The following is a 26837-nucleotide window of genomic DNA, read 5'->3' as shown; positions in this document are numbered from 1 at the left end:
TAATACCAGAGGGCGCGGCCGGTAGATCAGGGGATACCGTTGGCCTTCAGACAGTACCTATTTCCCGACTTCCTCGACGTTATTTACCGACCCGCCCGGCGCGGTGAATGCCGACACGACAGGAACTGGCACTTCGGGAGCATGACGGTCACACCGCTCGATCCCGAAGAACTTCACAGTATCTCCGTCGATGTGATGCTCGCGAGCCCCGATGTTCATCATTCATGCCTATCAGCGCGATTGAGATGTGCTACCATTCTATCCGCCGCCGTTCACCACAATCATCCCACTCCCCACCGGATCACTACTCGGATACCCTGGCCGTCGGGGCTCCCCGTGCCCTCCATCATATGGGTGCCTCCTGGGGCTATCTCCCACCAGCGTCGGTACAACGTGTCCATGCCCTACCCACCCGACCCGGGCCCGTTCTCCCGAAAGTCAATATTTGCCTCGGCGCTCGCCCTAACCTTGCGAGGCCGGGGGATCGTAATTGAATGCGACACTTCGGATCCGGAACAGACCCGTCGCTGAATCGACCTACACTTCGATGAGGGGAGCGGAAGCCGAGGTCGTCCGAGTTAATCGAGAGGAGCGTGAAATACACCCTAAACCACCTTTCGAGACCGGAACCATGCTTCAGGCAGCTACCCGACGACTTCGACTGTCGTCCGAGCGCGTCATGCAGCTGGCTCAGGACCTATTTGAGGGGGGCTTCATCACATACCACCGGACCGACTCTACCAGAGTCTCGGAGGAGGGCAAGCGCGTGGCTCGGGATTACATTCGGGCTAACTTCGACCCCGAGGACTACAATCCGAGGACCTGGGAACCCGAGGCCGAGCACGTCGAAGGCGCCCACGAGTGTATAAGACCAACCAAACCTGCCGACGTCGAGGAGATACGAACTATGGTTCGTGAGGGAGCGATTCGAACCACCGTCACGTTGACTTCCCACCATTTACGCCTTTATGATCTCGTCTTTCGACGTTTCGTAGCTAGCCAGATGAAGTCCGCGAAGGTCCTCTACCAGGAGGCCGTACTGGAGGTCGAAGTCGAAGGGGTGCCCGTCGCGGAGCTCGAGCTCAGCGGGGTTTTAGAGATCGTCGATCCGGGCTTCACTAAGGTCCTAACGGAATACGACCTGCCGGCGTACGGCATCCGGGAGACCCCAGAACTGGAAGAGGGAGACCGGCTCAAAATAGGAGACGTAGAGGTGTTGGAACGACATGAAGAGTACCCGTACGATCAGTCGGAGTTGGTTGAAGACATGCGAGAGCGGGGGCTTGGCCGTCCTAGCACCTACGCGCAGATAGTTGAGAAGCTGTTTCGACGCGGATACGTGTACGAGGTACCGCAACGGAGGTGGATATTCCCGACAACCCGTGGTGAAGCAATCTACGAATATCTCAGTGCTAATTACGAGCGGTTCGTATCGGAGGAGACGACGAGAGATCTTGAGGAACGCATGGACGCCGTAGCACTCGGTAAGGCCGAGTATCAGGAGGAAATGGAAGAACTCTACCTAGAGCTCGAAAGGGTCGTCGAGATGCCTGACCCGGAACCGTGATAACCGAATCACGTGTGGAGGTGAGATCCCATAAGACGCAAAGTGTATTTCTTTTCGGAGACGGGGAACACTCGAGTAATCGCCCAAGTGATCGCTTCGACCACGGGAGCCTCGCTCGTCGAGATCCTCAGCGGCAACGAACGCTTGGATGCCGAGCTCGCCTTCCTCGGCACCCCAGTCCACGCGTTCCGACCGGCGGAGCCGGTTCGTCACTTCGTGCGCAACAACGACTGGAGCGACGTTAAAGTCGCACTATTCTGCACGTACTCCTTACACTGGGGTAAAACCATCAAATGGATGCGTGAAAGGATCGAACGAGCCGGCGGGGAGGTGATCGGGGAACTAACCATAAAGGGAGAGCACCCTTTCTTACCTTTGATCGCCAGAGGGCACCCAGACGAACAAGATGTTCAAAAAGCCCGTAAGTTCGCGAAAGAGGTGCTCCGGAAGGCTCGGGGGTGAACCTAGTTGCCCTCAGAAGAGGAAGTGTTAAAGGAGCTCAAGAGTGTGAAAGACCCACACACGGGACTCGACATAGTCTCGATGAAGCTCATCGAGGAGGTGAACGCAGACGATGAGAACATCGAAGTCATCATCCGGCCCACTAACCCGTTCTGTCCCTCCGCACTGATGATCGTGGAACAAGTCAAGGCTGCCCTCCAGTCCGCCTTCGAGGGCGTGAACGTCGACGTGAAGCTGGTCGGACACGTGTTGACGGAGGAAGAAGAATGACCTGCGAACTCTGCGGGGCTCCCGCATCCTCGTTTTTACGCGTGTGTAGGGAATGTATCTTGAACCGTTGGGATAAAGCCCGAGAGATCCTCCGAGAGGCGCACGCTGAAGCGAGGAGGGAGCTTGGACTCCCACCGGAGCCGCCGTCGGGAGGGCTCGAGTGCGGCGCCTGCGTGAACCGGTGTAGGATACCCGAGGGGAAGGTAGGGTACTGCGGTGTCGTTCGAAACGAATGCGGTGAGATAGTCCGCGAGCACATTGGCCGCGCATATCTGGATCCCCATCCTACCAACTGCGTGGGAGCGTGGGTCTGCCCTGGTGCCACCTCTCGCGGGTACCCGAAGTACACGGAAACACTGGGGCCCGAGCGCGATCGATACAACCTAGCCGTATTCTACGGTGGATGTACCCATCACTGCTTCTTCTGCCAGAATTACGAACATTGGATGGAACGTGAGCGGCTGAGTTCCGAAGATTTGAAACGTCGTGCCTCCGATCCGGACGTGACGTGCGTATGTTTTTTCGGTGGTGATCCAACCCCCCATTACGACCAGGTTATAGAGATCGGATGTGAGTGGGAGGAGCTCCGCGTTCGCGTGTGCTTGGAAACGAACGGAAGCTTAAGACCAAAACTCATGCGTAGAATCGCCGAGATCTGCTACGAGTCCGGTGGAGGTTTTAACATGGACGTCAAGGCGTTCGATCCACGGATATACTACGCCTTATCCTTCTCCGACCCCGAGTACACGTTTAAGAATCTCGAGATCATCGGTCGGGAATTCGCGCGAGAAGATCCACCGATCCTCCGTCCGAGTACCTTAGTAGTGCCAGGGTATATTACGCCCGAGGATGTAGAGAAAATTGCGGAGTTTCTGGCTTCCATCGACGAAGGCATACCTTACCGGATTCTCCAGCACGTGCCTCAATACCACTCGGCGGATCTCGGTTACACGCCGGTCCGTGTTATGCGAGAGTGCAGACGCGCCGCCGAGCGTCATCTGGAAAACGTCGACGTTTGTATATACCGATACGTTTGAAGTTAACTTGAAATAATTTCCATCTAACTCTAACTAGCTCGGGGAGAGGACGCGTTGACCCTGGTACTGGCTTACGCCGGGACGGACGGTGCTCTCGTGGCCGGGGACCATCGCATCCTAGTCGCTCGTATGGATGAAGAAAAGATGCGGGAAGTGGAGGAAAAACTGTACTCCGGTGAAATAAGAACGGAAGAAGAATTGGAATCGTTCCTGAAAGATCTCGAGGTCGAGGGTGGTTACTTCGAGTTCCATGACGATAGGAAGAAGGTTTGGAAAGTGAACGACGAGGTGGTGGCCGGAGAGGTCGGTGTAAGATCTGCCAAAGGCGTCCGGAGACGCCGTGTTTATGCTACTCCCGGAGCCCACGCCATCGTCGAACTCGAAGGAGAAAAAGTTCTATCCAAAAATTTCGGCGGCCCCGCCCTGATCGTGGAAGGTCCTAAGGTCGTCAAGGAACTGGTGATCGAGTTCGTGGACTCCGAGCTCGGAGGGAAGCCAGACCTAGAATCCCTACGAAACGCACTGGATGATATTTTCGAGTACGTGTCTTCCAACACCGTTCTCGTGAGCTCCGAGTACGACGCGTTCGAGGTAAAGGGCAGGGTGGACCACTTGGCTCGGATTCACCTCCAAAAGGCCATCGACGAGGACATCGAACGACTCCGCGAGTATAGACGACGACTCGCTGAGGAGATGCTCAAGCATATCCGGGAAGGTTACGATATCTTGAAGGAAGGGGTGGTCGGCGAAGTTGTCGAGGTCGGCACCGAGGAGGAGGGTGAGGGTGTGGAGGACGTTCCTCCCGAGCGGCGGATCGTCGTCAGGCTCGTGGAGGACGTCGACGCCAGGCACATGGGAGACGTGGTCGCCGGTCCCGGTGAAGAGATCGTCATGGCCGTCGAAGGTGATCCCGAGAAGGTAGAGCCGGGCGATACGGTGGTGGTGAAAGACGGGATAATGAAGATAGATGGAAAGGACCTGCCCGTAGTAACGGGGTACTCAATCTGCCGAACGAGACGTTGAACCGGTGGACGGACAACACTACAATGTTCTTCGCTGGTACAGGCGGCGGGCGCTTCGCTATGATCACTCAGAAACGCAGAACCGGAGGTTTCCGTCTTGAGTTCCCGGACTTCCATCTCCACGTGGATCCAGGGCCTGGATGTCTTCTGAGTACCAGACTCTCCCGACGACCCACCACGGCCGTCGACGCCGTGTTCGTCTCCCATTCACATCCCGATCACTACGCCGAAGCCGAGGTACTCGTCGAGGCTATGACGCGCGGCGGGACTAAACGTCGTGGCATCTTCGTAGGCTCCGTTTCCGCAGTGGAAGGGTGTTCCGATGACTCCGGTGACTACGGTCCCGTCCTCAGCGCTTACCACCGAAGCCTACCGGAAGAAGTGGTGGTGCTCGAACCCGGCGATGAGGTAGACCTACCGGTCGGGACCCTCGAAGCGGTACCGACCGCCCATGGGGACCCTACCGGTATCGGGTTCCGTCTCGAAACAGAGGACGACTCCATCTACTACACCGGAGACACGGAGCTTCGTGAAGATCTCTTCGAGGTGATAGAAGACGTGACCGTTGCTATAGTCAACGTCGTAAGGCCGGGATCGGATAGGATCAGAGGACATCTTTGCACCCGCGACGTGATAGAGTTAGTCTCGGAAGCACCCGAACTCCGGAAGGTTTTCATAACACATTTCGGAATGAAGATGCTTAGGGTAGGTCCCGGGCGCGAAGCGAGGCGTATTGAGCACGAGACTGGCGTTGAAACCGTCGCTGCCCGGGATGGACGCGCCTATGATCTGTGAATTACCGTGAGTGGCGGCCAACGTATCGCGGACGTGCGAAGAGCCGCAGCCACGCGCCCAGAATACGTCTCCGAAGCTTCGATAACGCCTTAATGCCCCTAGATGAGCTCCGTTAGGCGTTGAATCAGCGGGGAGGGATACCTACGGCCTTCTCCTCGATCACCGTGAAGTCGTTCGGATCCTCACCGTAGCGCCGTAGGAGATCTCGGAACGAGCCACCCTTCCAGATGAAAGATACGCCACCGATTAACACGTGGACGTCCTCGAACTTCTCTTTCGCCCACTCCATCAGATCGATGGTCATAGCCTCGAGGTTCCTAGGGTTCACGAGGGTCCTATCGGCACTGCTGTCTTCGGACTCCTCGAGCCCGATGAAGACCACGTATACCTCCTCTCCTTCCTCGACGAGCCTCGCGACGGGTTCTGGGTCTTCTTCGGTACCCTCACGCACGGCCACGTAGACCCTGTCCACTACCTTCGAGTCGACCCGGGGTGCCACTTCCGATGCGATCCTTTTTGCCACTTCCTCCTTCATTCTTCCCACTCCCTCACCGGCTCGAACTCGGCTACATCGACCTTCTCTGGGAGTCCGTCATACATCTCCTTGAGCCCCTCTAGACATTCCTCGGGGCTCTCGAATCCGGCCTCCTGATAGAACCTCTCGGCAGCTTCCTTAGGGTCCAGGTCCTTCTCGACGTTCCTGACTACCGTTTCGATACAGCGCATGGTTCCGGCCTTGAAGTTCTTGAATATGAGCGTATCGCCCGGCTCCAGATACCTGAACGATCGGTGATCGGACGGCCGTATCTCTGCGGTTTTCAGACCCTCGGTGATCAGATCGAAGAATTCCTCCCTAGTCATGATCTCGATCACGCGGCGAGGCGGCCTCTCTCCGAGCCTCACTCGGAGCCGTTCCACCTCGAATTCCGGGATCCACACACGAGCTACTCTGTTCTTAAGATCTAGATCCTCGAGTTTGACGATCAGCTCTTCCCCGGGTATGAATAGTAGCTCCAAATCCACCGGTTCGGGCCAGTCTAAAGCCGCCCGGATCGCTCCGGCCGGTAGGAACACGCCGAACGGTAGGCCGAGCTCCAGCTGAATACCCTGATCTCCCTTTATCTGCACCACCACAGCTTCGACGTACTCTCCTACGGCCCGGTGTGGATTCTGAGCGACCTCGGAGCGGCTCAGTACGCGATCAGGGACTTTAACCATGGTCTTCACCTCCCGGGTCGGGTATCGGGGTCCTCGATCATCCCGGTCTCCTCCTGCCGGTCTCCTCATCCCCGGGGTCGTACATATCCTCTAGAGTGGGTCAAGATTCGGGTTCCTGGAATCCCTCTTCCCCTACGAGTGGTACGAACGCACATCCACCGTGCCGACGACGCCTGACTTCTCCGTCCTCGGTCTTCTCCACCAACCACAACTCCTGCATGTGTCGATCTCCTACCGGAATGACCATTTTCCCTCCTGGCTTCAGCTGCTCCAGCAGGCTTTCCGGGACGTCCGGAGCGCCTGCCGTCACCAGAATACGGTCGTACGGAGCCTCGGGCTGGTAGCCCTTGGTTCCGTCCCCCACCAACACCTTCACGAAACGGTCGTATCCGGTTTTCTTCAGGTTATTCCGAGCGAAGTCCGCTAGTTCCGGGATCCTCTCGACCGTGATCACACGACCATTTGGTTTTACCAGTTCGGCTACCACGGCGGCGTGGTACCCCGAACCAGCCCCTACCTCGAGCACCTTATGCCCAATCCGTGGATCGAGCAATTCGGTCATCAACGCCACCATGTGCGGGGCCGAGATGGTTTGTCCCTTGCCGATGGGCAAGGGCGAGTCGACGTAAGCCCGATCTCGGAGGTCCTCCGGGACGAACTCATGGCGCGGCACCTTGAGCATAGCTTCGGCCACGCGATCCGATCTAATATAACCCAGGGACTTCAACCGCTCCACCAGACGCTCACGGGCGCGCCGAAAGACCTCATCGTCTTCAGCCAACGCCGTCCCCCCACCGACTGATGACCGTAGGGGTTTTGGACGTGTCGGAGCGCGGAGCCGTCGGGGTGTGTCAGATGTCCACGGTGCGGTTAGGTCTCGTCGTAACGGAATTCAACCGGGAGATAACCTACGCGATGGAGGAACTTGCGGTCCAACACGCCAAGGATCTCGGGGCAGAGGTCGTTGAACGCGTCCTCGTTCCTGGGTCCTTCGAGGTACCATTGGCGGTCAGGAAGCTCCTCGAGCGTGACGACATCGACGCCGTCGTAACCCTCGGTGCGATCATCAAGGGTGACACCGACCACGACCAGGCTATCGCGCAACAGGCGTTCAGAAAGATACAGGATCTTATGGTCGAGTACGGTAAGCCCGTGGCGCTAGGTATCTCCGGCCCGGGCATGACCAGGATGGAAGCCCTGGAGCGCGTCCACTACGCTAAGCGCGCCGTAGAAGCCGCCGTCAAGATGGTCCGACGGTTGCAGGAGTTGGAGGGCGAATAGCGACCCGCCCGGTCGGCAGAAAGGTGATGCGCTGCCCCCCGTCCTATCCCGACGCGAAGCGGAACGAGTATCGCTTCTACCTCCTAACATCTCCGTCCCAGTAAGGCACACCGACGGTACGACTGGTGCTGGAGAACTGGTCGAGGTACCGAGTGACCGGGTCTGTCGGCAGCGTAACATATAAGTATGCTGACGATCGTGGTCCGGGTGAATGCGCCGCGGCAGCTTAGCCTGGTTAGAGCGCGGGACTTGTAATCCCGTGGTCCCGGGTTCAAATCCCGGCCGCGGCTCCAGCCTAAATCGTTATGGGATTCGAAACGAACGACGTCCCACGGGACTCCCTAATAGACCATAGTAGGCAGCGAGGCACTCATTAGGTACCTGCTCCCATGTCCCGTCGGGGCTCAGCTTGGGTTACGAGGACGAGTTCCCCAAGTCTCTCGAACTCTTCAAGCGTGCCGAGCAAGTGATGCCGGGCGGCGTGAGCAGCCCGGTCCGCCGGTTCGACCCGTACCCGTTCTACGTTGAGAGGGCCGAGGGCTCGCGCCTGTACACCGTAGACGGTCACATCCTGATAGATTACTGCCTGGCCTTCGGTCCATTGATACTTGGACACTCACATCCCGAGGTCGTAGAGGCCGTGATCGAGCGAGTGCGGGAGGGTTTCCACTACGGTACACCGGCGCTTCCCGAGCTGGAGCTCGCGGAGAAGGTCGTCGAGCTGGTCCCGAACGTGGAGAAGGTGAGATTGGTGAACACCGGCACCGAGGCGACGATGAGCGCGATACGGCTCGCCCGCGCGTACACGGGCCGCGAGAAGGTGGTGAAATTCGAGGGATGCTACCACGGAGCTCACGACGCTGTGCTCGTCCGAGCGGGATCCGGGGCTTCCGAGCTCGGAGCGCCCGACTCACCGGGCATTCCGGAGTCGGTGGCGGAGAACACCCTTGTCTGCCCGTTCAACGACGTCGAAGCCTTCGTGGAGACCGTGGAGAGGTTCGACGAGGAGATCGGCGCGGTGATCGTGGAACCAGTACTGGGTAATGCCGGCTGCGTACCACCAGATGAGGAGTTCCTGAAAGTACTTCGCGAGTACTGCGACGGGACCGAGCGGCTGCTCATCTTCGATGAAGTGATCACCGGATTCCGACTGGGGTTGGGTGGTGCTCAGGAGTACTACGGTATCGACGCGGACCTCGTCTGCCTGGGTAAGATCCTTGGAGGAGGTCTACCGATAGGGGCCTTCGGAGGCCCGGAGGAATACATGTCGCGCGTCGCACCGGAGGGTAAAGTATACCAGGCCGGCACGTTCAACGGCAACCCGGTGTCGGCCACGGCGGGCCTGGTTACACTCGAGATACTCGAACGCGAACGACCTTACGGCGAACTATCATCTAAAGCGAAACGACTGGCTTCCGCCCTAGAAGACGACCTCGAGGACCGCGGCATCGAAGGGGTCGTGAACCGAGTTGAATCCATGTTCCAGGTGTACTTCGGGATCGAAGAAGTCCGGGATTACGCCGGCGTCAACTCGGCCGATCACGATGCGTTCAAGCGATTCCACATGGAGTTGTTGGAGCGCGGCGTATGGATCGCGGCCTCGAATTACGAGGCTTGGTTCCTATCCATCGCACACACCGAGGAGGACCTGGAACGCACCGAGGAAGCCGTAGGAGAATCACTCGACCGACTCACGGGATGAGGAAGCCGTACCGTGGGAATCCACGATGACCTGACCTGGGCTTCCCCGACCGTCCCATCCCCAACGAATAACGAATCCGAGGGATGAGGATGGAGGTTTCGTCGGAGCTACGCGATGACGAACAGGGGCCTTATCCGACCCCATCCTCCACTGACTGTCAGACTAAGTCACCGGTAACGTGCATGTTTGCGACCAGATCCCTCAACGACCCGTGGAACACCAGCCTATTACCGATCCACCTCGCACCGGAGATCGTTATCTTTATCGTCCTCATATTGCGGCCATAAATGTTGACCAGAAAACCACCATTAGTGCGGTAAGAATCGATAAATAGAGTACGTTCAGGGGCCGAGAGTATCACCGCGCCTTTTCGCAATTTCCCTGTGATGATCACGGTTATGCCTACCCAACTGTGATTTACTACAAGAACGCGCACTGTAATCTTGTGGCCGTACCGTTCCACCCCTATCAGGACATTACGTCGAAGTGACCCGGCGCGATCGTCGGCTACCCAGACACGTCCCGTGGGCGACAACTCCCTTACGACGTACTCCCCACTAACCCGAACCGGTGGTACGTAAAGCATTATTTCGCTACCTTTCCTTGCCGTTAACAGTAGTCGCGTGTTGGAATCTGGAAACGTTCGAACAACTTCAGCGACTTCTCGCGGTTTCCAAGAGCACGTAAACGGTAGGGATCCCTCAGGCACTGTAGCTACGACTTTTTTGCTACAAAACGACCTATAGAACAGCTTCCAATGCTCTTTCAGGACATAAGTCGGTTGTACACCGACGAATTCACATCCATACATTGCGTCCGTTAACCACCGATTGATAGTTAGTATGCAATATCCGTACAATGCTACCGACGCAGACAGATACCCATCCGCTGCCAGTAGGGATAGGCTTATGGTAGTTAGCAATGGCGTTACGACTAGAAGACGCGCTCCAACGATACTTCCAGAAATTGCGGTCAATGTCAAGATCATGATAGTACATTTTATCCATGCTATTTTGAGAGCCGTAGGTAGAGACCTACAGGCCCTAATTATAATTGTAGCTATGACGATCCCGAATGGTAGTACATAAGGTAAATCATTGATTGTTGGTAGGGCTAGAACTGGATAAGCAATGAATGCAGTTGAAAGGAACGATAATAAACATAATATTAAACCATGTATACAGTCTGGTGGTAAATGATTAGGATGAGCTGGATAACATGGGAAATACGTCATTATGCTCCAATGTACATAAGGATACTGCACTACAGTCCCTATTATAGAACCCAATAGTACTGGATTTGCAATTGTGACTTCCCTCTTGACCCATAACAAAGTTAAAGTCAGAATAATTACGACTATAATACCATAAAAGTGGATCGTTATTGCGCCTAACGCAAGTAGACCAGGCAGCAACCGTGAGTTAAGCATAAGTGCTATTATTGAGGCAGCAAGCACTGCTAGTGATTGAAAGAATGGTACGACCTTCATATAATTTGGAATACATGCTAAGTACGTCGTGATCGTTAGAGGTAGCACTACGAAGATAGGTAACCTTCCGCGTGCTATCAGCAGTAAGTCGACTATTGAGGAAGCTATCATCGCTGAGCTTATATGGTATTCAATCAACTCAACTAGCACCGATCCGAATTGAACCGGCCAGCTCGCGGCATCCTTCACATCCTTCGGATGGTACAAGCACGATAAAATCGACTCCGTGATCGCGATGTGACCGAGACCTGACGGATAATGGACCGGGCGGTACTCTCGTCTCAATGTGTCGTAGAAGACCGGGGGTTGCCCGGTGGTCAACAACGTCAACGCGTGGGAGGCGTGTCTAGACGGATCACTCATAGTGCCGCCGAGACTGCCCCTCGTTATATATAAAGTCAAGTCCGTTAACAGGCATGCCGCCAGCAACATTGCCGCTACGATCATTCTGTAACGTAGGTGTTGTCTGGGGTATTTTCGGGCTGTTCGTAGTCCTAGGACGAACCCGGGGATAGCAAGCAACCCGAACACGGGTACTATCCTCGGATCCACGAGATTGTACTCGAGTGCTACTCCACCGGCTACCGCCACGGGAGCTAAAGTCGAGGCCAAAACCACGGAACCCGCGGGCAGAGAAGCCACTCCCAACAACACGAGCAATATCAACACTAGGAGCCCTGGATCACCGTACAACCGTAAGTCCCCGCCGTCTCAACTCCCTGCGGACGTGGTCGTAGACTCTAATCGGCTCCACCTCGAGTGATGAGGGTGGGACTCCTATGTTCGAAAGCATTCCGGCCAGCTTGTCGATCTCTTCCGTTCGGAACAGACCGGGGATCGCTGGGTGGAAGGATATCCCTTCTTTAAAAAGATATTTGAGGCACCGGAGCTGTACATCGAACCCACTCGGGTCCGCGTTGGTGATTCGCGCGAACGATTGAGGGTCGTACCCCTTCAGACACACGCGCACATGGATGTGTTCGTGATTCCCTAGCTCCCTCACAAACGAACGGTCGTTCCCAAGGATCGTGCCGTTCGTCTCCAAGATGAACTTCCGGTCGGGGAGCTCCCGCCCGCATAGCTCGATGAGCTCGAGGATGTGCATCTTACACAACGTCGGTTCGCAGCCGGAAACGCGCACGACATCGCCTTTCATGTTCTTCAGACACTTCACGACGTCTACGGGTCGGTAGAACTTCCAACGCCGGTCCCAGGGATGCCTCCGCGGGTAATTAACGTAACAGTAAGCGCAGTTGAGGTTACACCCCACTGCGTCTGCGGTGGCGCATCCACCGTAGAAGCGAGTCTCCCGGAATCGGTAGTATTTACGCCGACTTCCTTCACACACCCACTCACGCACGCGCTCCGCCGTCTCTAAAGGGTCATAACCCGGCATGGGGCGCCACTCTTGCATCACCTCTCACCCCGCGGGGGCAGCACCCGTGACGCACGTCGTGCTGGTCGTCGGCCTCTTAGAAACCGACTCCGGCAAAACGACTGCCGCGTTGCCTCTGGTCTCTGCGCTCGACCTCGTACCGTTTAAGCCCAGGTCAGGTCACAACATATGGTTGCATTATGACCATACGTGCAGATGTGTAGGTCTCGGGCTACCTGTCAGTCGTGACGTGCTCAAGCTGGCGAAGGTTGCCGAGGTCGATTTACCGTTGGTTACACTCAATCCGGTCCATCGTGTGTGGACGTCTCCGGACGTCGGGGTCGCGGTGAACTCCAACGTATCACTGAGGTACCTCTCTGCCCAGATCGACGCGTACGTCCTGATGGATCGGCTGGACGAAACCGTATTCCTGTATACGGAGGGGACCGAACTCAGGTACGTGCCCGATGAGACGATGGAGATGATCCGCGAGTGCGAGGTGAAGGAGGTCCGTGAGGAACCCGCCCCCGAAGAACTGTGTCGGACGATCGACAAGGCCTGGAGTCGAGTCCGTAAGGAGGGTCCCGTACTGGTGGAAAGCCTGAACAACCTGGCCGTTCCCTGGCCCGGCGTCCTCAAGTACGACGGCGTGGCCGTCGCCGTCGGCCCCGGTACGGCCTTGGTGTACGATCTCAGGGACTACGCCAGAGCCGCCGAGACGCTCGCCGGCCCGGAGGCGGTGACGCTGAGCCTGCTCGAGGTTCTGGAGCCTTTAGAGGTGGTCAGGCTCCCACCGCTCGATAAGACTCGAAGGTCTGATCCGCGAAAGCTTGAAGAAGAGTATCGGGAACTCATCGGTGCCGTCCAGGAGAGGCTGTAGGGGCGTGCCTAACGTGGGGGATCGCTTTATCCGCCGTTAGGGAACTGTTGAGAGAGGCTAACGTGGACGTGGATCCACCGGATGAGGTGAGGATATTCGACACCACTCTGAGGGACGGAGAGCAGACGCCTGGAGTCGCTCTGACTCCAGAGGAGAAGCTCCGGATCGCCCGAAAGCTCGACGAGATCGGCGTGGATACGATCGAAGCAGGTTTCGCGGCGGCGAGCGAGGGAGAACTCAAGGCGATTCGACGCATCGTCCGGGAGGAGCTCGACGCTGAAGTGTGTAGTATGGCGCGTATGGTGAAGGGTGATGTAGACGCGGCCATCGAGGCTGAGGCCGACGCAGTCCACATCGTCGTACCTACTTCCGAGGTCCACGTGAAGAAGAAGCTCCGGATGGACCGTGAAGAGGTCCTGGAGCGCGCAAGCGGGATCGTGGAGTATGCGCACGATCATGGGTTGACGGTGGAGATTTCCACGGAAGACGGTACCAGGACGGAGCTCGAGTACCTGTACGAGGTGTTCGACGCCTGCTTGGAAGCGGGCGCCGAACGTCTCGGCTACAACGACACCGTCGGAGTGATGGCACCTGAGGGTATGTTCCTGGCGGTAAAGAAGCTCCGGGAGCGCGTCGGTGAGGACGTCGTCCTCAGTGTGCACTGCCACGACGACTTCGGTATGGCGACGGCTAACACAGTCGCCGCCGTCAGAGCGGGGGCGCGCCAGGTCCACGTGACCGTGAACGGGATCGGCGAGCGCGCCGGCAACGCGGCGTTGGAGGAGGTTGTGGTAGTGCTGGAAGAGCTGTACGGCGTGGACACCGGCATTCGGACCGAGCGGCTGACGGAGCTCTCCAAGCTCGTGGAAAGACTGACCGGCGTTAGGGTACCACCGAACAAGGCCGTGGTGGGTGAGAACGCGTTCACCCACGAGTCGGGGATCCACGCCGACGGTATCCTCAAGGACGAGAGTACTTACGAGCCAATTCCGCCGGAGAAGGTCGGACACGAGCGCCGGTTCGTTCTAGGTAAACATGTTGGAACTAGCGTGATCCGAAAGAAGCTGAAACAGATGGGTATTGAAGTCGACGATGAGCAGCTCTTGGAGATACTTCGACGTCTTAAGCGGTTGGGGGACCGTGGGAAGCGGACCACAGAGGCTGATCTCCGTGCGATCGCTGAGGACGTACTTGGGAGACCGGCCGAGCGTGACATCGAGGTAGAGGACTTCACGACGGTCACCGGGAAGAAGACCATACCGACGGCCTCGATCGTCGTGAAGATCGACGGGACTAGGAAGGAGGCAGCGTCCACCGGCGTGGGGCCCGTGGATGCTACCATCAAGGCGTTGGAACGAGCCCTCAGGGATCAAGGGATCGACTTCGAGCTCGTCGAGTACCGTGCTGAGGCTCTGACCGGCGGTACTGACGCGATCACCCACGTGGATGTCAAGCTGCGAGATCCGGAAACAGGTGAGATAGTGCATTCCGGTTCCTCACGGGAAGACATCGTCGTGGCGAGCCTGGAGGCGTTCATCGACGGTATCAACGCGCTTATTGCCCGCAAGCGTAGCTGATCAGGACAGACCCAACTGCCTGATTATTTCCTCCGTTCCACGTTTATTCTCCCAGAACCTGCGCAGACCTTGAAGGTAACCTCTCCACGCCGGGTCGTAGTCGTCCGGTGTGAGGACGAATTTACGCCCAGCTGTGATCGTGATGTACCGGCTCAAGCGCGTCACTCGCGTGAGGTACCCTTCAAAGTCCTTTACCAGCGTAGCGTACAGGTCGGAGACCTCCCCGAGTTCACGGGGTGGGGGCTCACCGGAGGGCGAATCCAAGTGCGCGCTCAAGTATTCCGATCGTATCCCCAACGATCGAACACGATGCGCTACCGCCTGTGCGAGCAACGTGGATACCAGCGCCCGTTCAGCGATCGGGTACAGCGTCGCTCGGAGTTCTGCCGCGGTGTCCGGAGGAGGTTGCACCTCGACTCCCGTGACCCTCGCCAGTAGTCTTGCGATCGCGCGGGCCAACCTTCGTGCGTCGCGCCATAGCGGAGTGTCGAGGGCGATGACGGGAGTACACGCTTTAACGGCGATCGCGAAGTCTGGCTTGATCATACACCTGAACACTTCCCTGATGTATGCCCGGACGGCGTCCCCTAAATCCGGGCTCCTGTCCTCCAACGACTCCAGCCGACACCTCAGTCGACACCAGGTATCACCGTCTATTTCGAGGTAATGTGGTAGCTCGAGCGGGTGGGTCGTCTTCGGGAACTCAACGTCGGCGGGTCCTCCCATCATTACGCCTGCAATCATCGAGACTCGCGTGTGGAAGCCCTGAGCGGGCCTTACCGGCCTACCCATCCACGCCTCCTCGGGCGGAGGTTTCACCTCGGGGGACTCCGACCGGCGTGTGATCACCAGATGGGCGGCGATGACAGGCGAGTCGCCCTCCCTCCATCGGCGTATTTAATTTCAGAAAAACATTACGATTTCGGGGGGAGACTATGAACGTCTTCAGGCGGTATGGTTAAGATTCGGCGAGTTCAGTGGGGTCTCGGGCTAAGAGGGTCCGTGTGCAAGGGATGACCCAGCGGACCGAAGCCCGGCCTCCCCGCCCGCGGATGACGCGGTTCCATCCCGGGGATGATCCGCCGGGTCGGCTACCGCCGGGCACAGCCGATGAAGGGCCCGGGGGGACGGCGACGGGACACTGGTAAGAGGGTCGGCGGTTCCGCCGCCGATGAGCCCGTCGCTTCGACCCGGGCCCACACCGAGTACCACTGCAGTCCTAGGGTGTTGCCGCCTTGCGTACGCTCACCTGCTTCCCGTGACGCTTAACGCAATCCCAGCCGTTCCTCCACCTCATCAACGGAGATGTCCCGTGCGAGCACTAACTTCTCCCTGGACTTCTCTCCCGAGACCAACTCACAGGTCGTGTTGAGCTTCCTCCCGAGGAACTCAAGCAACTCGCGGTTCGCCCTATTCTTCACCGGTGGCGCGGCTACGTCAATTTCTATGGCCCCACGCCAATCATCGACCCCCTTCAAATCGGTGGTGTCCGCGTCCGGGTTCACCCGCACCCGGATCAGCGTTCCTTCCCGGTGCTCTTTCACCGGCGGCTCCAATTACGATCCCCCCGTGGAAACATGGCCGTGAAGACGATGGTAAAAGGAGATGGGAAGCGTGCACGGGCCTCAGCCCGAGTGCCGGTCTTCACAGATCCGACGATGCGTACCGGGGTCTCATCATCTCTTGGGGGGTCTGAGCGACGTGTTCTCGGGAGTTCGGGAGGGTGCAGTGCAAGTCCCTAAGTGGATCTTGGACGTGCTAACTGGGAAAAAGCTGAGGGTTCATGAGCTACGGGCTCCCGTGTGGGTGGGTCACCGTGAGCTGATGTTATTGTCTATGGACGTGCGGGACGACGAGAACCCTCTATCACTTACTGCGGGGGTCCTTGGGCTTTTCTCGGCGGCTCTGGCGGACGTGTTCACATGGTCACGCGGTTCGGAACTCTCGTACCCGCTGACATCCGCGAACGGTGACGCGTGGAGGGTGTGCGTTGATGCGGCCGTCTTGGCTGTAATCGACACCTTTTCGTCCGAGCTCGAGGTGTCGGTGGAGTCGTTCGTCTCCGAGGCGGGTATCCCGTGGTTGACGACCCTCGCGAACAACGGGTTCAGGCCCGAGTCTGTGATTCGTGGTACCGACGAGGTGTTTGTGGCGACTCTTCTTAACTTGCTGAAGTACGAGGTCAAGCACAGGTGTGGGGATCGCTGGAAGGACGTGTGGAGACGACTGGACCGCTGATCAGCGCCGTGCTCTGGTGGTAGGCATCTCCAAGAGCGTCTTAAGATCGCTCATGTACAGGTCCCTTATGTCGTCTATTCCCAACTTCAGCATCGCCAGTCGTTCGACGCCCAAGCCCCACGCTAAACACACCACGTCGGGATCGAACCCTAGGGGTTGAATCACTTCAGGTCGGAAAATGCCCGCACCGCCCAGCTCTACCCAGTCTCCTTTCTCCTCGAAGTACACCTCGGGCTCTACGGAGAGGACTGTATACGGGAAGTAGGCAGGTCTGAACCTGATCTCTTCGAACCCCATCCGTCGGTAGAACTCCTCGAGTATCCCGAGCAAGTCCCGGAACGAGACGTCTCTGGCCAGGACTATCCCCTCACACTGATGGAACTCCGGCAAGTGCTTATAGTCGACCGTCTCACGCCGGTATACCCGGCCGATCGAGAACGCTTTGAGTGGAGGCCCCTCTACCTCGTACAGTTTCCGAACCGACACCGCCGTCGTGTGAGTACGTAGGACCGTCTTCCGGGCCACACCCTCGTCCCACTCGTACCCCCAACCCCTGGATCCCGTGTCACCACCGTCCTCGTGCACGGCTCGAACCTTCTCGACGATCTCACCGTCCGGCAATTCGGCCTCGGCGGGTTCTTCCAGGTAGAAGGTATCTTGCATTTCCCTGGCGGCGTGATCTTGCGGCTGGAACAGGGCGTCGAAGTTCCAGAAGCTGGACTCGACTAGTGGTCCGGATACTTCCACGAAACCCATCTCGAGGAAGACTCTGCGTATCTCATCGATAACCTCCTTCAACGGATGACGCTTACCTGGGAACGTGGGGCGCGTGGGTGCCTTCACGTCGTACGGCTTGAACTCCTTCTCTTTCCAGGTCCCCTCCCTCAAATGCTCGGGTTTCAGCTCCGTAATCCAGTCACGTTCCAGCACTTCTGGGGCGTGCTCCGCAACTTCCTCACCACGTTCGGTTAGCCTGACTTTCTTAACCGTCTCCTCCCGTGCTCTCAGGACGTCACCGCGCTCGCTCAACCTCTTCAGGACTTTCTCCATTTCCTCTTCGTCCATCTCCAGCCTTCTCGCTACCTCCTCGACTGACATAGGGCCCTCGGCGGCCAACGCCTCGAGCACAGATTGATCCACATCCTCGGGTTCCTCCTCCAGGAGAACGAGTGACGTCTCTCCGCCCTCCCTTTTGATTTCCGCCAGTCCTTTTCTCCTCAACCATCCTAGGATGGGTCCGGCCAGCTTCCGTGGCACTCCGGCACGATCTAGGACTTCTTCCAACCGTCCTTCGCCGCCCATCCCTCTCAAGACCTCGACCACGCGGAGCTCCGGCAGTCCCTCCTCGGCATACTCCTTTCCTTCATCACCTAATTCGTACACCTCGTATGTTTCTTCCTCGGACTCTATCAATCCACGCTCCTCGAGCCAATAGAGTGATCTCATGACGGGACCCAAGTCGACACCCAGCGACTCGGCGAGCTCCTCGGGTGTTGCCTCTTCGTTTTCCGCCAAATGAATGAGGATCCTTAAGTCGCGCTCGGTCAACCGCTCAGCTAGTTCCCGCGGGTCCACGCGGCGGACCCCCGGTCAGTTCGGCCGCTGCGACCCTGCATGGCGGATTGGGGGCGGGGTAAACCCACCCGGGATCACGGTCGCCCCCCGTTCGGGGGACCTCACCCGGGCGATGTAGCCCGGCCGGCTGGTGTCGGCCGGTCATCGCTGGTTGCTACCACCTCCCGGACCGCCGGCCGGGCCCGGGCCGGACATCAACAATGATATCGGCGTAATGAGGTTTTCCGGTGCGGGGGAGGCCGAGTGATCCTGAAGTTCGACCACTGGTCCGGTCCGCTGTACCTGCACTGCTCGATCCGTAGGGGTGACCCTCGCAGGGTGATCGAACGCTCCTCGGAGGAAGTTATCATACAGGCGATTTCCACCGAGTACGCTGATTACCGCGTGATCGCTTCGGCCGCCTGTCGCGCCATTCGAGCGTTTGAGAGCGACCACAACCTGGCACGGTCCCTGGACTTGGAGTTCTTGGTGAGGTTGACGGGGACCCGTCAAATCCGCGAGGCGATCGATCGAGCGGAGCCGGGTGATGAGTTCGTGCTCGTCGTGGCTTCCAGGGATCGGAAAAAAGTGAAGGAGGTGTTGAAGGAACTGTTGGGGGAGGCCGAGGAGCTCGAGGAGTTCCCGGAACGCGATGGCTACAAGGAACTACTTAGAACGGCGGCGTCCGTGGACGCCGAGGAGTAGTAGGGTGGCAATCACCGCTGGTGTGGCCATCCCGACGCCGCGGGATGACATCCTCAGCTTACCGCTGAACTCGGGTGTATAAGTGGCCGTGATCGACCCCAGTAGTGGCCCCAGTATCCATCCGAACAGGGAAACTAACGGCGGTACCTGGACTCCGAGGGCTCTGGCGACCTGTAATATACCAACTCGAGAAGTGGCATCCAGCGTGTTATCCGGTACGGCCGGCCCGTAGATCACCACCAGGCCACCTGGTGCGGATCCCTTGACGACCAACGTCTTGCCTTCGGTTCCCACTTGAAGGTCGGCGTTTCCTAGAGTCACAATCAGCGGGTTCTTGCCAATAAGCTCCGCGATCTTGGACGCGACGGTGGAGTTGATAGGGTTGCTCCCGATCGCGTAGACGACTATCGCGGCCCCTTCGTTGACCACGAGGGGCAATCCGTCGATCTCGATCCTACCTCCTGATGGATGGCAGTCTACCTTCAGATCGGTACTCTCGAGCAGTTTCTGTAAGTCCTCCGAGGATTCAACACTGAGGTCCGTCAACTCTTCGATCTCTCGAAGTCCGCCTTGGAACGTGAGTTCGGCCACTATCAGATTGTAGGTCTTATCTGTCGTTTCTATCGTGAACTTGCGATGCTCAGTATCCACTGAAACCTTCACACCGGAGCCATCGTTTGGATAATCGTACGAGAACACCGCGCGTATGGGTAGGTCCAGCGCTCGATCGAGGAGCTCCACACTCCCAACGACGTACACATGTGCTTCAGGGTACGGTATCTTGTACGTGAGATGAAGTTCTTTCTCGGTCCGCAGTTGTTGGAGGACCTGAGGTAGGTCCGACGGCGGTGTTTTCCCCGACATACCATAGATCCACTTTGACTTCACAAGCTGCGAGCCTCAATCCTTGCGTTTCCTCCTTCAACTTCTCCAGGTTCAAGGTTTCGTCGAACCTTTTCAGTGCGTCGAGCAAATCCTTGATAGGTTCGTTTCGACCGGTCAACGGATCTAGGTCTTCACACAGTTTCTTCATCCCGTTGATGAGCTCATTCGCCTCGGCAGGCCCAACTTCCTCCGGTCCCTTATACGATATCTTGATGCGACCCGTCATCACGTACGAACTCGATGCGTACAGCGTGATCTCCTTCGCTCCCTGGAAATCGGGATTCTGTATCAGACTCTCGACTCTCGATTCGAATTCCTCGTTTACGCATGTCGCCGCGATGGGAAGTGCGAGACACGCTAAGGAACCTATCAAGACATTCGAAAGAACGTCACGATACGGCCCCCCACCCCGCCTCTCCGCGAGTTTAAAAGCCCCACCAATTCCCGGAGCAATTTTCGATCACGTACGAGAACTGTTGTCCTGATACTTTCAATGGATATCGATATCACTTATGATTACGCGAATCGATCGATGGGAAGTAACTTAAGGGGTTTAAGTCCGAGGAATAGTGCTGAAATTCGCTGAATAGTAAGCTTTTTCTTATGTGGACAAAGGAGCCCCGGAGGGTGTCTGTGGGAGAGTGGGAACCAAAAATCATAGCTTTCTGTTGCAACTGGTGCTCGTATGGAGGAGCGGACACCGCTGGCGTTGGTAGGATGCAATATCCCCCAAGTGCTCGAATCATTCGAGTAATGTGTTCGGGACGAATAGAACCGTCTCTTGTTTTGAAAGCGTTTAGAGAAGGTGCCGATGGGGGTGTTCGTAGGAGGATGTCACTTGGGAGATTGTCACTATCAATCAGGTAATTATAAGTGGTGGAGAAGGGCCGAGTTATTGAAGAAATTCTTAGCTGAAATAGGTATTGAACCTGAGCGTTTTAGATACGAATGGATTTCAGCCTCAGAAGGAGAGAAGTTCGCTGAGGTTATGACAGAGTTTCACCAAACGTTGTTAGAACTAGGGCCGTTGGAGCTCCATGAGAAGTTGGAGAGACTGTGAAGGAGGTGGTGCGTTTGGTAAAGATCGCCACGACGTGGTTGTGCTGTTGCTCCGGTTGCCATATCTCGATGTTGGACCTCCACGAGCGGTTTCTGGACCTCCTGGGCAACGCCGAGCTGGTTCACTGCCCCGTGCTCATGGATACCAAGGAGATCCCCGAGGATATAGACGTGGTTCTGATCGAGGGTGGGATCAGGAACGAGGAGAACGTGGAGGTGGTGGAGGAGTTCAGGGAGCGTGCGGAAATCGTCGTGGCGGTAGGTACCTGCGCATGTTACGGCGGCGTCCCGGGACTGGCCAATATGTACTCTAACGAGGAACTCCTGAGGACGGTCTACGTGGAAACAGCCAGCACGGAGAACGAGGACGGTGTAATACCGTCCGAAGACATCCCCGAGTTAACGTGGCGCGTTCACCCGCTCTCCGATGTCATCGACGTCGATTACGAGTTACCAGGCTGTCCCCCCGGAACCCGACCTGATCGCGGACGCGGTCACAGCGATCCTCGACGGACGCGAACCCGAGCTCCCGACGACGAACCTCTGCGAGGAGTGCCCTCGGAAGAAGGAAGAGATCGTGATCCACGAGATCCTCCGCCCGGTTGAAGGTGAGCCCGATCCGGACCGGTGCCTGCTGGAACAGGGCTACCCGTGCATGGGGCCCGCCACACGTGCGGGATGCGGGGCACGCTGTCCCGAAGCCGGGGTACCGTGTGCGGGTTGTGCGGGACCGACTGAGGAAATCCACGACCAAGGTGCGGAGATGATGTCCGCGATCGCCTCGATCTTCCGAGCCGATGTGGACGACGGTCCTTCTGAGCTCGTGGAGTCCGTCCCCGACGTGGTAGGCTGGTTCTACCGGTTCACGCTCGCCAGCTCGTTGGTGCCGTTTAAGGTGAACAGGGAGTGAGGGGGGAGGTCGATACGTTGTCGGAGATTGTGGACATCGAGCCGGTCACCAGAGTGGAGGGTCACGGCAAGATCGTGGTCGAGTTCGACGAGGACGGGAAACTGAAGGACGCCAGGTTCCACGTGGTCGAGGTCCGCGGCTTCGAGAAGTTCCTCGAAGGAAGACCGATCGAGGACGCCCCGATCCTGACACCGAGGATTTGCGGGATATGTCAGGTGGCCCACCACCTCGCCAGCGCCAAAGCTGCCGACGAGGTTTTCGGTGTAGATCCCCCGGAACCGGCTCAGAAGCTACGGGGGCTGATGCATCACGCCGCGACGGTGCATAGTCACGCGCTCCACTTCTACTTCCTCGCGGCGCCGGACCTGGTCAAGCCCGAAGAGGAGGATCCGATGAAGCGCCACGTTCTAGCACTGGCCAGAGAGAACCCGGAGGTCGTGAAGTATGCCATCGAGCTGAGGAAGATAGGACAGACGATAGTGGAGGCAGTCGGTGGCAAGCCCATACACCCTATCACTGCCGTTCCAGGCGGTGTATCTAAGCCCCTGGAAGAGGACCGACGGGAGGAGCTACTCGAACTCGCGAGGAGCGCGATTAAGCTGGCGGAGCGCACCGTCGACATGGCCGAGGAACTGACTCGGCGCCTCGAGGAAGAGGGGCTGCTCGAGCTCGGATATCTGGAGTCTCACCACATGGGGATGGTCAGCGACGGTGTGCACGAGCTGTACGACGGTGTGATCCGCGTCGTGGATCCCCAGGGCAATGTCGACCGGGAGTTCGATCCGTCGGAATATCTCGACCATATCGCTGAGGCCGTGCGACCGTATTCATACCTTAAGTTTCCGTACCTACGCGACAAGGGCGAAGAGGACGGACTTTACAGGGTCAACACGCTCTCCCGCCTCAACGTATGCGACAAGATGGCCACGCCCAGGGCCCAGGAACGCTACGAGGAGTTCATCGACGAATATGGGAAACCGTGCCACCACCCGATGCTGTACCATTACGCGAGGACGATCGAGCTGCTGTCGTCGGCAGAACGCTGCGTCGAGCTGCTAGAGGACGACGAGATCACGGGCGATGACGTCCGGGAGGAGGTGGATCCGGACGACGTTGTGGGTGAGGGCGTCGGCTGCGTGGAGGCGCCTCGTGGGACGCTGATCCACCACTTCAAGACGGACGAGGAAGGCATCATCACTGAGGTCAACCTGATAGTCGCCACGGTCCAGAACAACCCAGCCATGGACCTCGGCGTCAAGAGGGTCGCGGAGGAGTACCTGAGAAGTCCCGAGGACGCCTCCCCCAAGGTTCTCAACCGTATGGAGATGGTGATCCGGGCTTACGATCCTTGCCTATCTTGTGCGACCCACATACTCGGCGAGCGTCCCAGGCTCACGCTCGAGGTTCACCGCGCCGGTAAGCTAGTTCGGGTTGTGGAGGGGTGATGTCGGTTGGCGGAGGAGGAAGAGCCGCGCATCGGCGTTTACGTGTGCCACTGTGGTGTGAACATCGCCGGCGTCGTCGATGTCAAGGAAGTAGCCGAGTTCGCCAAAACGCTGAGGAACGTGGTCGTGGCGCGCGATTACAAGTACGTGTGCTCCGATCCGGGTCAGGAGATCATCCAGCGCGACATCGAGGAGTACGATCTGAACCGCGTCGTCGTGGCGGCCTGTTCGCCCAGGTTACACGAGCCCACGTTCCGACGGTGTGTCGAGGAGGCCGGGTTGAACCCTTACTGCTTCGATATGGCGAACATCAGGGAACATTGCTCGTGGGTTCACATGGACGACCCTGCCAAGGCTACCGAAGGACCTCGTCCGCATGGCGGTAGCCAAGACTCGGCTGCTCGAGCCCCTCGAGACCATCAAGGTGGATGTGACCGACCGTGCCCTGGTCATCGGAGGCGGAGTCTCTGGGATCCAGGCGGCCCTGGACCTCGCGGACATGGGTTTCGAAGTCATCCTGGTCGAGAAAGAACCATCCATCGGAGGTAGGATGGCTCAGCTTGACAAGACGTTCCCCACGAACGACTGCTCCATCTGCATCCTGGCACCGAAAATGGTGGACGTTTCCAAGCATCCCAACATCAAGATGTACACTTATGCCGAGGTCGTCGAAGTGGACGGGTACGTGGGCAACTTCACAGTGAAGATCGAGAAGAAACCGCGGTACGTGGATGAGGACGCGTGCACGGGCTGCGGCGCGTGCGCGGAGGTCTGTCCGATCGAAGTGCCCAACGAGTTCGACGAGGGCCTAGGGATGAGGAAGGCCATCTACAAGCCGTTCCCGCAGGCAGTCCCGTCGGTGTTCACGATCGACGAGGAGCACTGCATCCGATGCGGTCTCTGCGAGGAAGTGTGCGACGCCGACGCGATAGACTTCGATCAAGAGCCCGAGATCGTCGAGGAAGAGGTCGGTGCTATCATCTGCGCCATCGGATACGATACATGTGATCCGACCGAGCGCGAAGAGTACGGGTACGGCGTCTATGACAACGTGATCACGTCGATAGAGCTGGAGAGGCTCATCAACGCCTCGGGGCCTACCGGCGGCAAGGTGGTGAGGCCAAGTGACGGGAAGAAACCGAAACGTATCGCGTTCATCCAGTGCGTGGGCTCACGGGACCCCCACAAGACCAACCCGTACTGCTCCAACGTCTGCTGCATGTACGCGATGAAGCTGGCGCAACTCGTCCGGGAGAAATACCCGGAAACTGAGATCGATATCTACTACATGGACGTGCGGGCGTTCAGTAAGGGTTACGAGGAGTACTACGAACGCTCGCAGAAGCAGTACGGCATTCGGTTCATCCGCGGCCGACCCGCGGAGATCGTTGAGGATCCGGAGACCAAGAACCTCATCGTCCGTGCCGAGGACACGCTTCTCGGCGAGGTGGTCGAGCGCGAGTACGAGCTGGTGGTGCTGTCCGTGGGTATGGTGCCACGGGACTCAGCCGACGCTATCCAGGAGGTCCTCAGCATCTCACGTTCGCCGGACGGTTTCTTCATGGAGGCACACCCGAAGCTGCGGCCAGTGGATACGGCGATCGATGGTATCTTCCTGGCCGGAGCATGCCAGGGCCCGAAGGACATACCCTCCTCTGTCGCTCAGAGTTCGGCCGCCGCGGCCCGTGCCGCCACGGCGTTAGCGGCCGGGGAGGTGGCAGTGGAGCCCATCGTATCTGAGGTGGACAGAGAGACCTGCGGTGGTTGTGGTGTCTGTATGGAGCTCTGTCCATACGGCGCCATAGAACTCGTCGAGAGGGACGGTAAGCTTGTGGCTGAGGTCACGGCCGCTTTGTGTAAGGGGTGTGGGACCTGCGCGGCGGCGTGCCCGAGTGGCGCCATGGAGCAGAACCATTTCAAGACCGAGCAGTTGCACAAGCAGATCGAGGGAGCTTTCAGGGACCCCTCCTCTTAATCCTTCAGTTCTTCACGCAACGCTTCCGGTATCGCTTCGATGAGCTCGTGTATCCTGGTCGCAGGAGTCGCTTTCACGATTTCACCGACCCTACGGTTCACCCTGCAGCCGATTACGCACGCCTCCTCGGTCTCGAACCCCGCGGCGATGAGTCCGGTGACGATCCCTGTGAGTGTATCACCCGTGCCTCCGATGCACTCCATAGCCTCGATTAGGGGCTCATCGACGATCTCCACTACTTCACCACTACGGACGACGTAGTCACGCCTCCCCTTGACCACCAAGTGATCCGGAACTTGATTCCCCTCGTATGCACGCCTCACCAGACTTGGAACCTCCTCCTCGTCGACTTCAGCGATGAACCTTCGAACGTAGGCCGGATGATAGGCTTTCTCGTCAGCGAGGAACGCGAGCTCCCCGGGGTCTGGCAGGAACAGGTGAAACTCTGGTCCGATACCCGCGGCCTTAGCGGCGTACATCCCTCCGGCGTCCGCGACGACTTTGCCCGACGTATCGATGCGCCGGATCTCGTCTATCTTCGGCTTGATGTAGTGGATCACGAGTACTTCATCATCGACTTCCCTCAGGCGACGGTAGATATCGAGGCTACCACCACCTTCCCCAAGATCCCCAGCGGTTATAAGCTGCGGTTTACGTTCGTCCAAGAACCCCAAGGTCTGAGCCGCCGCGGCGGCCAGCGCGGTGGTTCCCATTGAGACGGGTATTTCACGATCAGCGACGCGTATCCGATTACCCAGCGACTCCACCTCGCCCTCGACGAGATCGAGGCTTTCGATAGGGACCGTGCCCGCGATAATCAACTCTCTTCCCCTACGAGCATTTCTTTAGCCTTCCTCACGGCTTTGTCGAGTGTGTACGCGCAGAGTGTGTACCCTAGGCTCGCCGGCATCGAGTCCTCCGACAGCTCGAGGACGTTCTTACCTACGAGTTCGTGTGCTAGGTAAGGGACGTCGGGACAACCGCCTCCCGACACGTTCACTATCGTTCCATCTCGATCCACGGTCACCTTCATGTTGCCGCACCGGACCATGATGTATCCGTCTATCTCCTTAACGCGAACCAGTTCGATGGGTTTGAGGGAATGATCCTCGAGCGATACTAACTTCAGCGGCTCCACACCTATCTCCTCGAGCGTTCGACGCACGCCAACCTCGTCGACGAGGTCGTACTCGATCGCTAGGTCGCATCCCTCGCGGATTTCCGGCGGCGGGGCTACCGCTCGGACGTCGTATCCAGCCTCCTTGAGAGCCCTCTCAGCCCTCATAGTGTCCCTGGCGCTCTCGAAGACGATTAGACCCCTACCTCCGCACCCGTTTGAGTGCCTATCCTCCCGGGAAAATGCGGAGCGGAGGCGAGAAAGAAACCCCATT

General features: G+C 58.0%; 25 protein-coding genes, 1 tRNA gene and 3 pseudogenes. 17 read left to right on the top strand and 12 right to left on the bottom strand.

The genetic code is table 11. The features are described 5' to 3' along the window. The first annotated feature begins 490 nt into the window (after window positions 1-490). The 6 genes from BW921_RS03230 (at window position 491) to BW921_RS03205 (ending at window position 5153) form a co-directional block, all read left to right on the top strand. On the top strand, window positions 491-1567 hold the full coding sequence (locus BW921_RS03230; RefSeq protein ID WP_168168704.1) for a DNA topoisomerase: 1077 nt from the start codon (window positions 491-493) through the stop codon (window positions 1565-1567). Between the two features lie 87 nt (window positions 1568-1654). Continuing rightward, on the top strand, window positions 1655-2029 hold the full coding sequence (locus tag BW921_RS03225) for a hypothetical protein (RefSeq protein ID WP_168168703.1): 375 nt from the start codon (window positions 1655-1657) through the stop codon (window positions 2027-2029). Between the two features lie 6 nt (window positions 2030-2035). Beyond that, window positions 2036-2299, top strand: coding sequence for a metal-sulfur cluster assembly factor (locus BW921_RS03220; protein ID WP_088335496.1), 264 nt, complete (start codon window positions 2036-2038; stop codon window positions 2297-2299). A 59-nt stretch (window positions 2300-2358) separates the two neighbouring features. Further along, the gene (locus BW921_RS03215; RefSeq protein ID WP_168168702.1) at window positions 2359-3336 is read left to right on the top strand and encodes a radical SAM protein; all 978 of its coding nucleotides are present in this window, start codon (window positions 2359-2361) and stop codon (window positions 3334-3336) included. A gap of 54 nt (window positions 3337-3390) precedes the next feature. Beyond that, a complete protein-coding gene (locus BW921_RS03210) occupies window positions 3391-4359 on the top strand; it encodes a DUF2121 family protein (protein ID WP_148688544.1) in 969 nt (322 codons plus the stop codon). Then, a complete protein-coding gene (locus BW921_RS03205) occupies window positions 4356-5153 on the top strand; it encodes an MBL fold metallo-hydrolase (protein ID WP_148688543.1) in 798 nt (265 codons plus the stop codon). The genes BW921_RS03210 and BW921_RS03205 overlap by 4 nt, the downstream gene beginning before the upstream one ends. A 124-nt stretch (window positions 5154-5277) precedes the next feature. Here the strand turns inward: BW921_RS03205 and BW921_RS03200 are convergent, their stop codons facing one another. The 3 genes from BW921_RS03200 to BW921_RS03190 form a co-directional block, all read right to left on the bottom strand. Then, window positions 5278-5688 (bottom strand): hypothetical protein, encoded by a 411-nt coding sequence (locus BW921_RS03200; protein WP_148688542.1) that lies wholly within the window; start codon window positions 5686-5688, stop codon window positions 5278-5280. After that, a complete protein-coding gene (locus BW921_RS03195) occupies window positions 5685-6371 on the bottom strand; it encodes an ASCH domain-containing protein (RefSeq protein ID WP_168168701.1) in 687 nt (228 codons plus the stop codon). The genes BW921_RS03200 and BW921_RS03195 overlap by 4 nt, the downstream gene beginning before the upstream one ends. A 100-nt stretch (window positions 6372-6471) precedes the next feature. Continuing rightward, window positions 6472-7152 (bottom strand): protein-L-isoaspartate O-methyltransferase, encoded by a 681-nt coding sequence (locus BW921_RS03190; protein WP_088335490.1) that lies wholly within the window; start codon window positions 7150-7152, stop codon window positions 6472-6474. Window positions 7153-7226: 74 nt separating this feature from the next. Between BW921_RS03190 and ribH the strand changes: the two genes are divergently transcribed. From ribH to hemL, 3 genes are all read left to right on the top strand, one after another. Next, complete coding sequence (gene ribH / locus BW921_RS03185) at window positions 7227-7652, top strand: 6,7-dimethyl-8-ribityllumazine synthase (RefSeq protein ID WP_088335489.1); 426 nt, start codon at window positions 7227-7229, stop codon at window positions 7650-7652. Between the two features lie 215 nt (window positions 7653-7867). Then, window positions 7868-7945, top strand: a tRNA-Thr gene (locus BW921_RS03180). 116 nt (window positions 7946-8061) lie between these two features. Continuing rightward, window positions 8062-9354, top strand: coding sequence for a glutamate-1-semialdehyde 2,1-aminomutase (gene hemL / locus BW921_RS03175; RefSeq protein ID WP_148688540.1), 1293 nt, complete (start codon window positions 8062-8064; stop codon window positions 9352-9354). Window positions 9355-9511: 157 nt separating this feature from the next. Here hemL and BW921_RS07940 read toward each other — a convergent pair whose 3' ends face one another. Next, a complete protein-coding gene (locus tag BW921_RS07940; protein ID WP_236953771.1) occupies window positions 9512-10342 on the bottom strand; it encodes a hypothetical protein in 831 nt (276 codons plus the stop codon). 1183 nt (window positions 10343-11525) lie between these two features. After that, a complete protein-coding gene (locus BW921_RS03165; protein WP_148688538.1) occupies window positions 11526-12257 on the bottom strand; it encodes a radical SAM protein in 732 nt (243 codons plus the stop codon). Window positions 12258-12285: 28 nt separating this feature from the next. On the opposite strand from BW921_RS03165, the gene BW921_RS03160 reads away from it, so the two are divergent. Both BW921_RS03160 and BW921_RS03155 read left to right on the top strand, forming a co-directional pair. Beyond that, window positions 12286-13098, top strand: coding sequence for a hypothetical protein (locus tag BW921_RS03160; protein ID WP_148688537.1), 813 nt, complete (start codon window positions 12286-12288; stop codon window positions 13096-13098). A gap of 47 nt (window positions 13099-13145) precedes the next feature. Continuing rightward, window positions 13146-14675, top strand: a complete 1530-nt coding sequence (locus tag BW921_RS03155) for a 2-isopropylmalate synthase (RefSeq protein WP_148688536.1) — start codon at window positions 13146-13148, stop codon at window positions 14673-14675. Here the strand turns inward: BW921_RS03155 and BW921_RS03150 are convergent, their stop codons facing one another. After that, window positions 14676-15494 carry a hypothetical protein gene (locus BW921_RS03150; protein WP_168168700.1) on the bottom strand — a complete coding sequence of 273 codons (819 nt, stop codon included), beginning with the start codon at window positions 15492-15494 and terminating at the stop codon, window positions 14676-14678. A 446-nt stretch (window positions 15495-15940) separates the two neighbouring features. Then, window positions 15941-16231 (bottom strand): DUF167 family protein, encoded by a 291-nt coding sequence (locus tag BW921_RS03145; RefSeq protein ID WP_088335475.1) that lies wholly within the window; start codon window positions 16229-16231, stop codon window positions 15941-15943. A gap of 127 nt (window positions 16232-16358) precedes the next feature. Between BW921_RS03145 and BW921_RS03140 the strand changes: the two genes are divergently transcribed. Next, window positions 16359-16913: a hypothetical protein gene (locus tag BW921_RS03140; RefSeq protein ID WP_148688534.1), complete on the top strand. Its 555-nt coding sequence runs from the start codon at window positions 16359-16361 to the stop codon at window positions 16911-16913. Here BW921_RS03140 and BW921_RS03135 read toward each other — a convergent pair whose 3' ends face one another. Beyond that, a complete protein-coding gene (locus BW921_RS03135; RefSeq protein WP_148688533.1) occupies window positions 16914-18488 on the bottom strand; it encodes a phenylalanine--tRNA ligase subunit alpha in 1575 nt (524 codons plus the stop codon). Between the two features lie 243 nt (window positions 18489-18731). Here BW921_RS03135 and cgi121 point away from each other — a divergent pair, with 243 nt between their 5' ends. Next, window positions 18732-19172: a KEOPS complex subunit Cgi121 gene (gene cgi121 / locus BW921_RS03130; RefSeq protein ID WP_148688532.1), complete on the top strand. Its 441-nt coding sequence runs from the start codon at window positions 18732-18734 to the stop codon at window positions 19170-19172. On the opposite strand, the gene BW921_RS03125 is transcribed toward cgi121, so the two are convergent. Then, window positions 19134-20036: a hypothetical protein gene (locus tag BW921_RS03125; RefSeq protein ID WP_168168699.1), complete on the bottom strand. Its 903-nt coding sequence runs from the start codon at window positions 20034-20036 to the stop codon at window positions 19134-19136. The genes cgi121 and BW921_RS03125 overlap by 39 nt on opposite strands. After that, window positions 19939-20430, bottom strand: a complete 492-nt coding sequence (locus BW921_RS03120; RefSeq protein ID WP_148688530.1) for a hypothetical protein — start codon at window positions 20428-20430, stop codon at window positions 19939-19941. Before BW921_RS03120 ends, BW921_RS03125 begins: the two co-directional genes overlap by 98 nt. Window positions 20431-20660: 230 nt before the next feature. Here BW921_RS03120 and BW921_RS03115 point away from each other — a divergent pair. From BW921_RS03115 to BW921_RS03100, 4 genes and pseudogenes are all read left to right on the top strand, one after another. After that, a pseudogene (locus tag BW921_RS03115) lies at window positions 20661-21117 on the top strand (hydrogenase iron-sulfur subunit). Between the two features lie 14 nt (window positions 21118-21131). Further along, window positions 21132-22026: pseudogene (locus BW921_RS08015) on the top strand (F420-nonreducing hydrogenase). Between the two features lie 17 nt (window positions 22027-22043). Next, a complete protein-coding gene (locus BW921_RS03105; protein WP_168168698.1) occupies window positions 22044-23471 on the top strand; it encodes a Ni/Fe hydrogenase subunit alpha in 1428 nt (475 codons plus the stop codon). 6 nt (window positions 23472-23477) lie between these two features. Next, window positions 23478-25446 (top strand): annotated as a pseudogene (locus BW921_RS03100) (4Fe-4S binding protein). Here the strand turns inward: BW921_RS03100 and BW921_RS03095 are convergent. Then, window positions 25443-26267 (bottom strand): NAD(P)H-hydrate dehydratase, encoded by an 825-nt coding sequence (locus BW921_RS03095; RefSeq protein ID WP_148688528.1) that lies wholly within the window; start codon window positions 26265-26267, stop codon window positions 25443-25445. The pseudogene BW921_RS03100 and the gene BW921_RS03095 overlap by 4 nt on opposite strands. After that, window positions 26264-26836 (bottom strand): DUF3343 domain-containing protein, encoded by a 573-nt coding sequence (locus BW921_RS03090; RefSeq protein WP_257789216.1) that lies wholly within the window; start codon window positions 26834-26836, stop codon window positions 26264-26266. The genes BW921_RS03095 and BW921_RS03090 overlap by 4 nt, the downstream gene beginning before the upstream one ends. Window position 26837 lies beyond the last annotated feature (1 nt).

The organism is Methanopyrus sp. SNP6 (genome assembly GCF_002201895.1).
Taxonomy (GTDB): Archaea; JAADCQ01; Methanopyri; order Methanopyrales; family Methanopyraceae; genus Methanopyrus.
The sequence above is the reverse complement of the archived record's forward strand: the minus strand, read 5'-3'. Positions and strand labels throughout refer to the sequence as shown.

Coding starts and splice junctions, on each gene's coding strand:
- BW921_RS03200 (WP_148688542.1), bottom strand. CDS start 5,688: ATGAAGGAGGAAGTGGCAAAAAGGATCGCATCGGAAGTGGCACCCCGG.
- BW921_RS03195 (WP_168168701.1), bottom strand. CDS start 6,371: ATGGTTAAAGTCCCTGATCGCGTACTGAGCCGCTCCGAGGTCGCTCAG.
- ribH (WP_088335489.1), top strand. CDS start 7,227: ATGTCCACGGTGCGGTTAGGTCTCGTCGTAACGGAATTCAACCGGGAG.
- BW921_RS07940 (WP_236953771.1), bottom strand. CDS start 10,342: ATGATCTTGACATTGACCGCAATTTCTGGAAGTATCGTTGGAGCGCGT.
- BW921_RS03165 (WP_148688538.1), bottom strand. CDS start 12,257: ATGCAAGAGTGGCGCCCCATGCCGGGTTATGACCCTTTAGAGACGGCG.
- BW921_RS03125 (WP_168168699.1), bottom strand. CDS start 20,036: ATGTCGGGGAAAACACCGCCGTCGGACCTACCTCAGGTCCTCCAACAA.
- BW921_RS03090 (WP_257789216.1), bottom strand. CDS start 26,836: ATGGGGTTTCTTTCTCGCCTCCGCTCCGCATTTTCCCGGGAGGATAGG.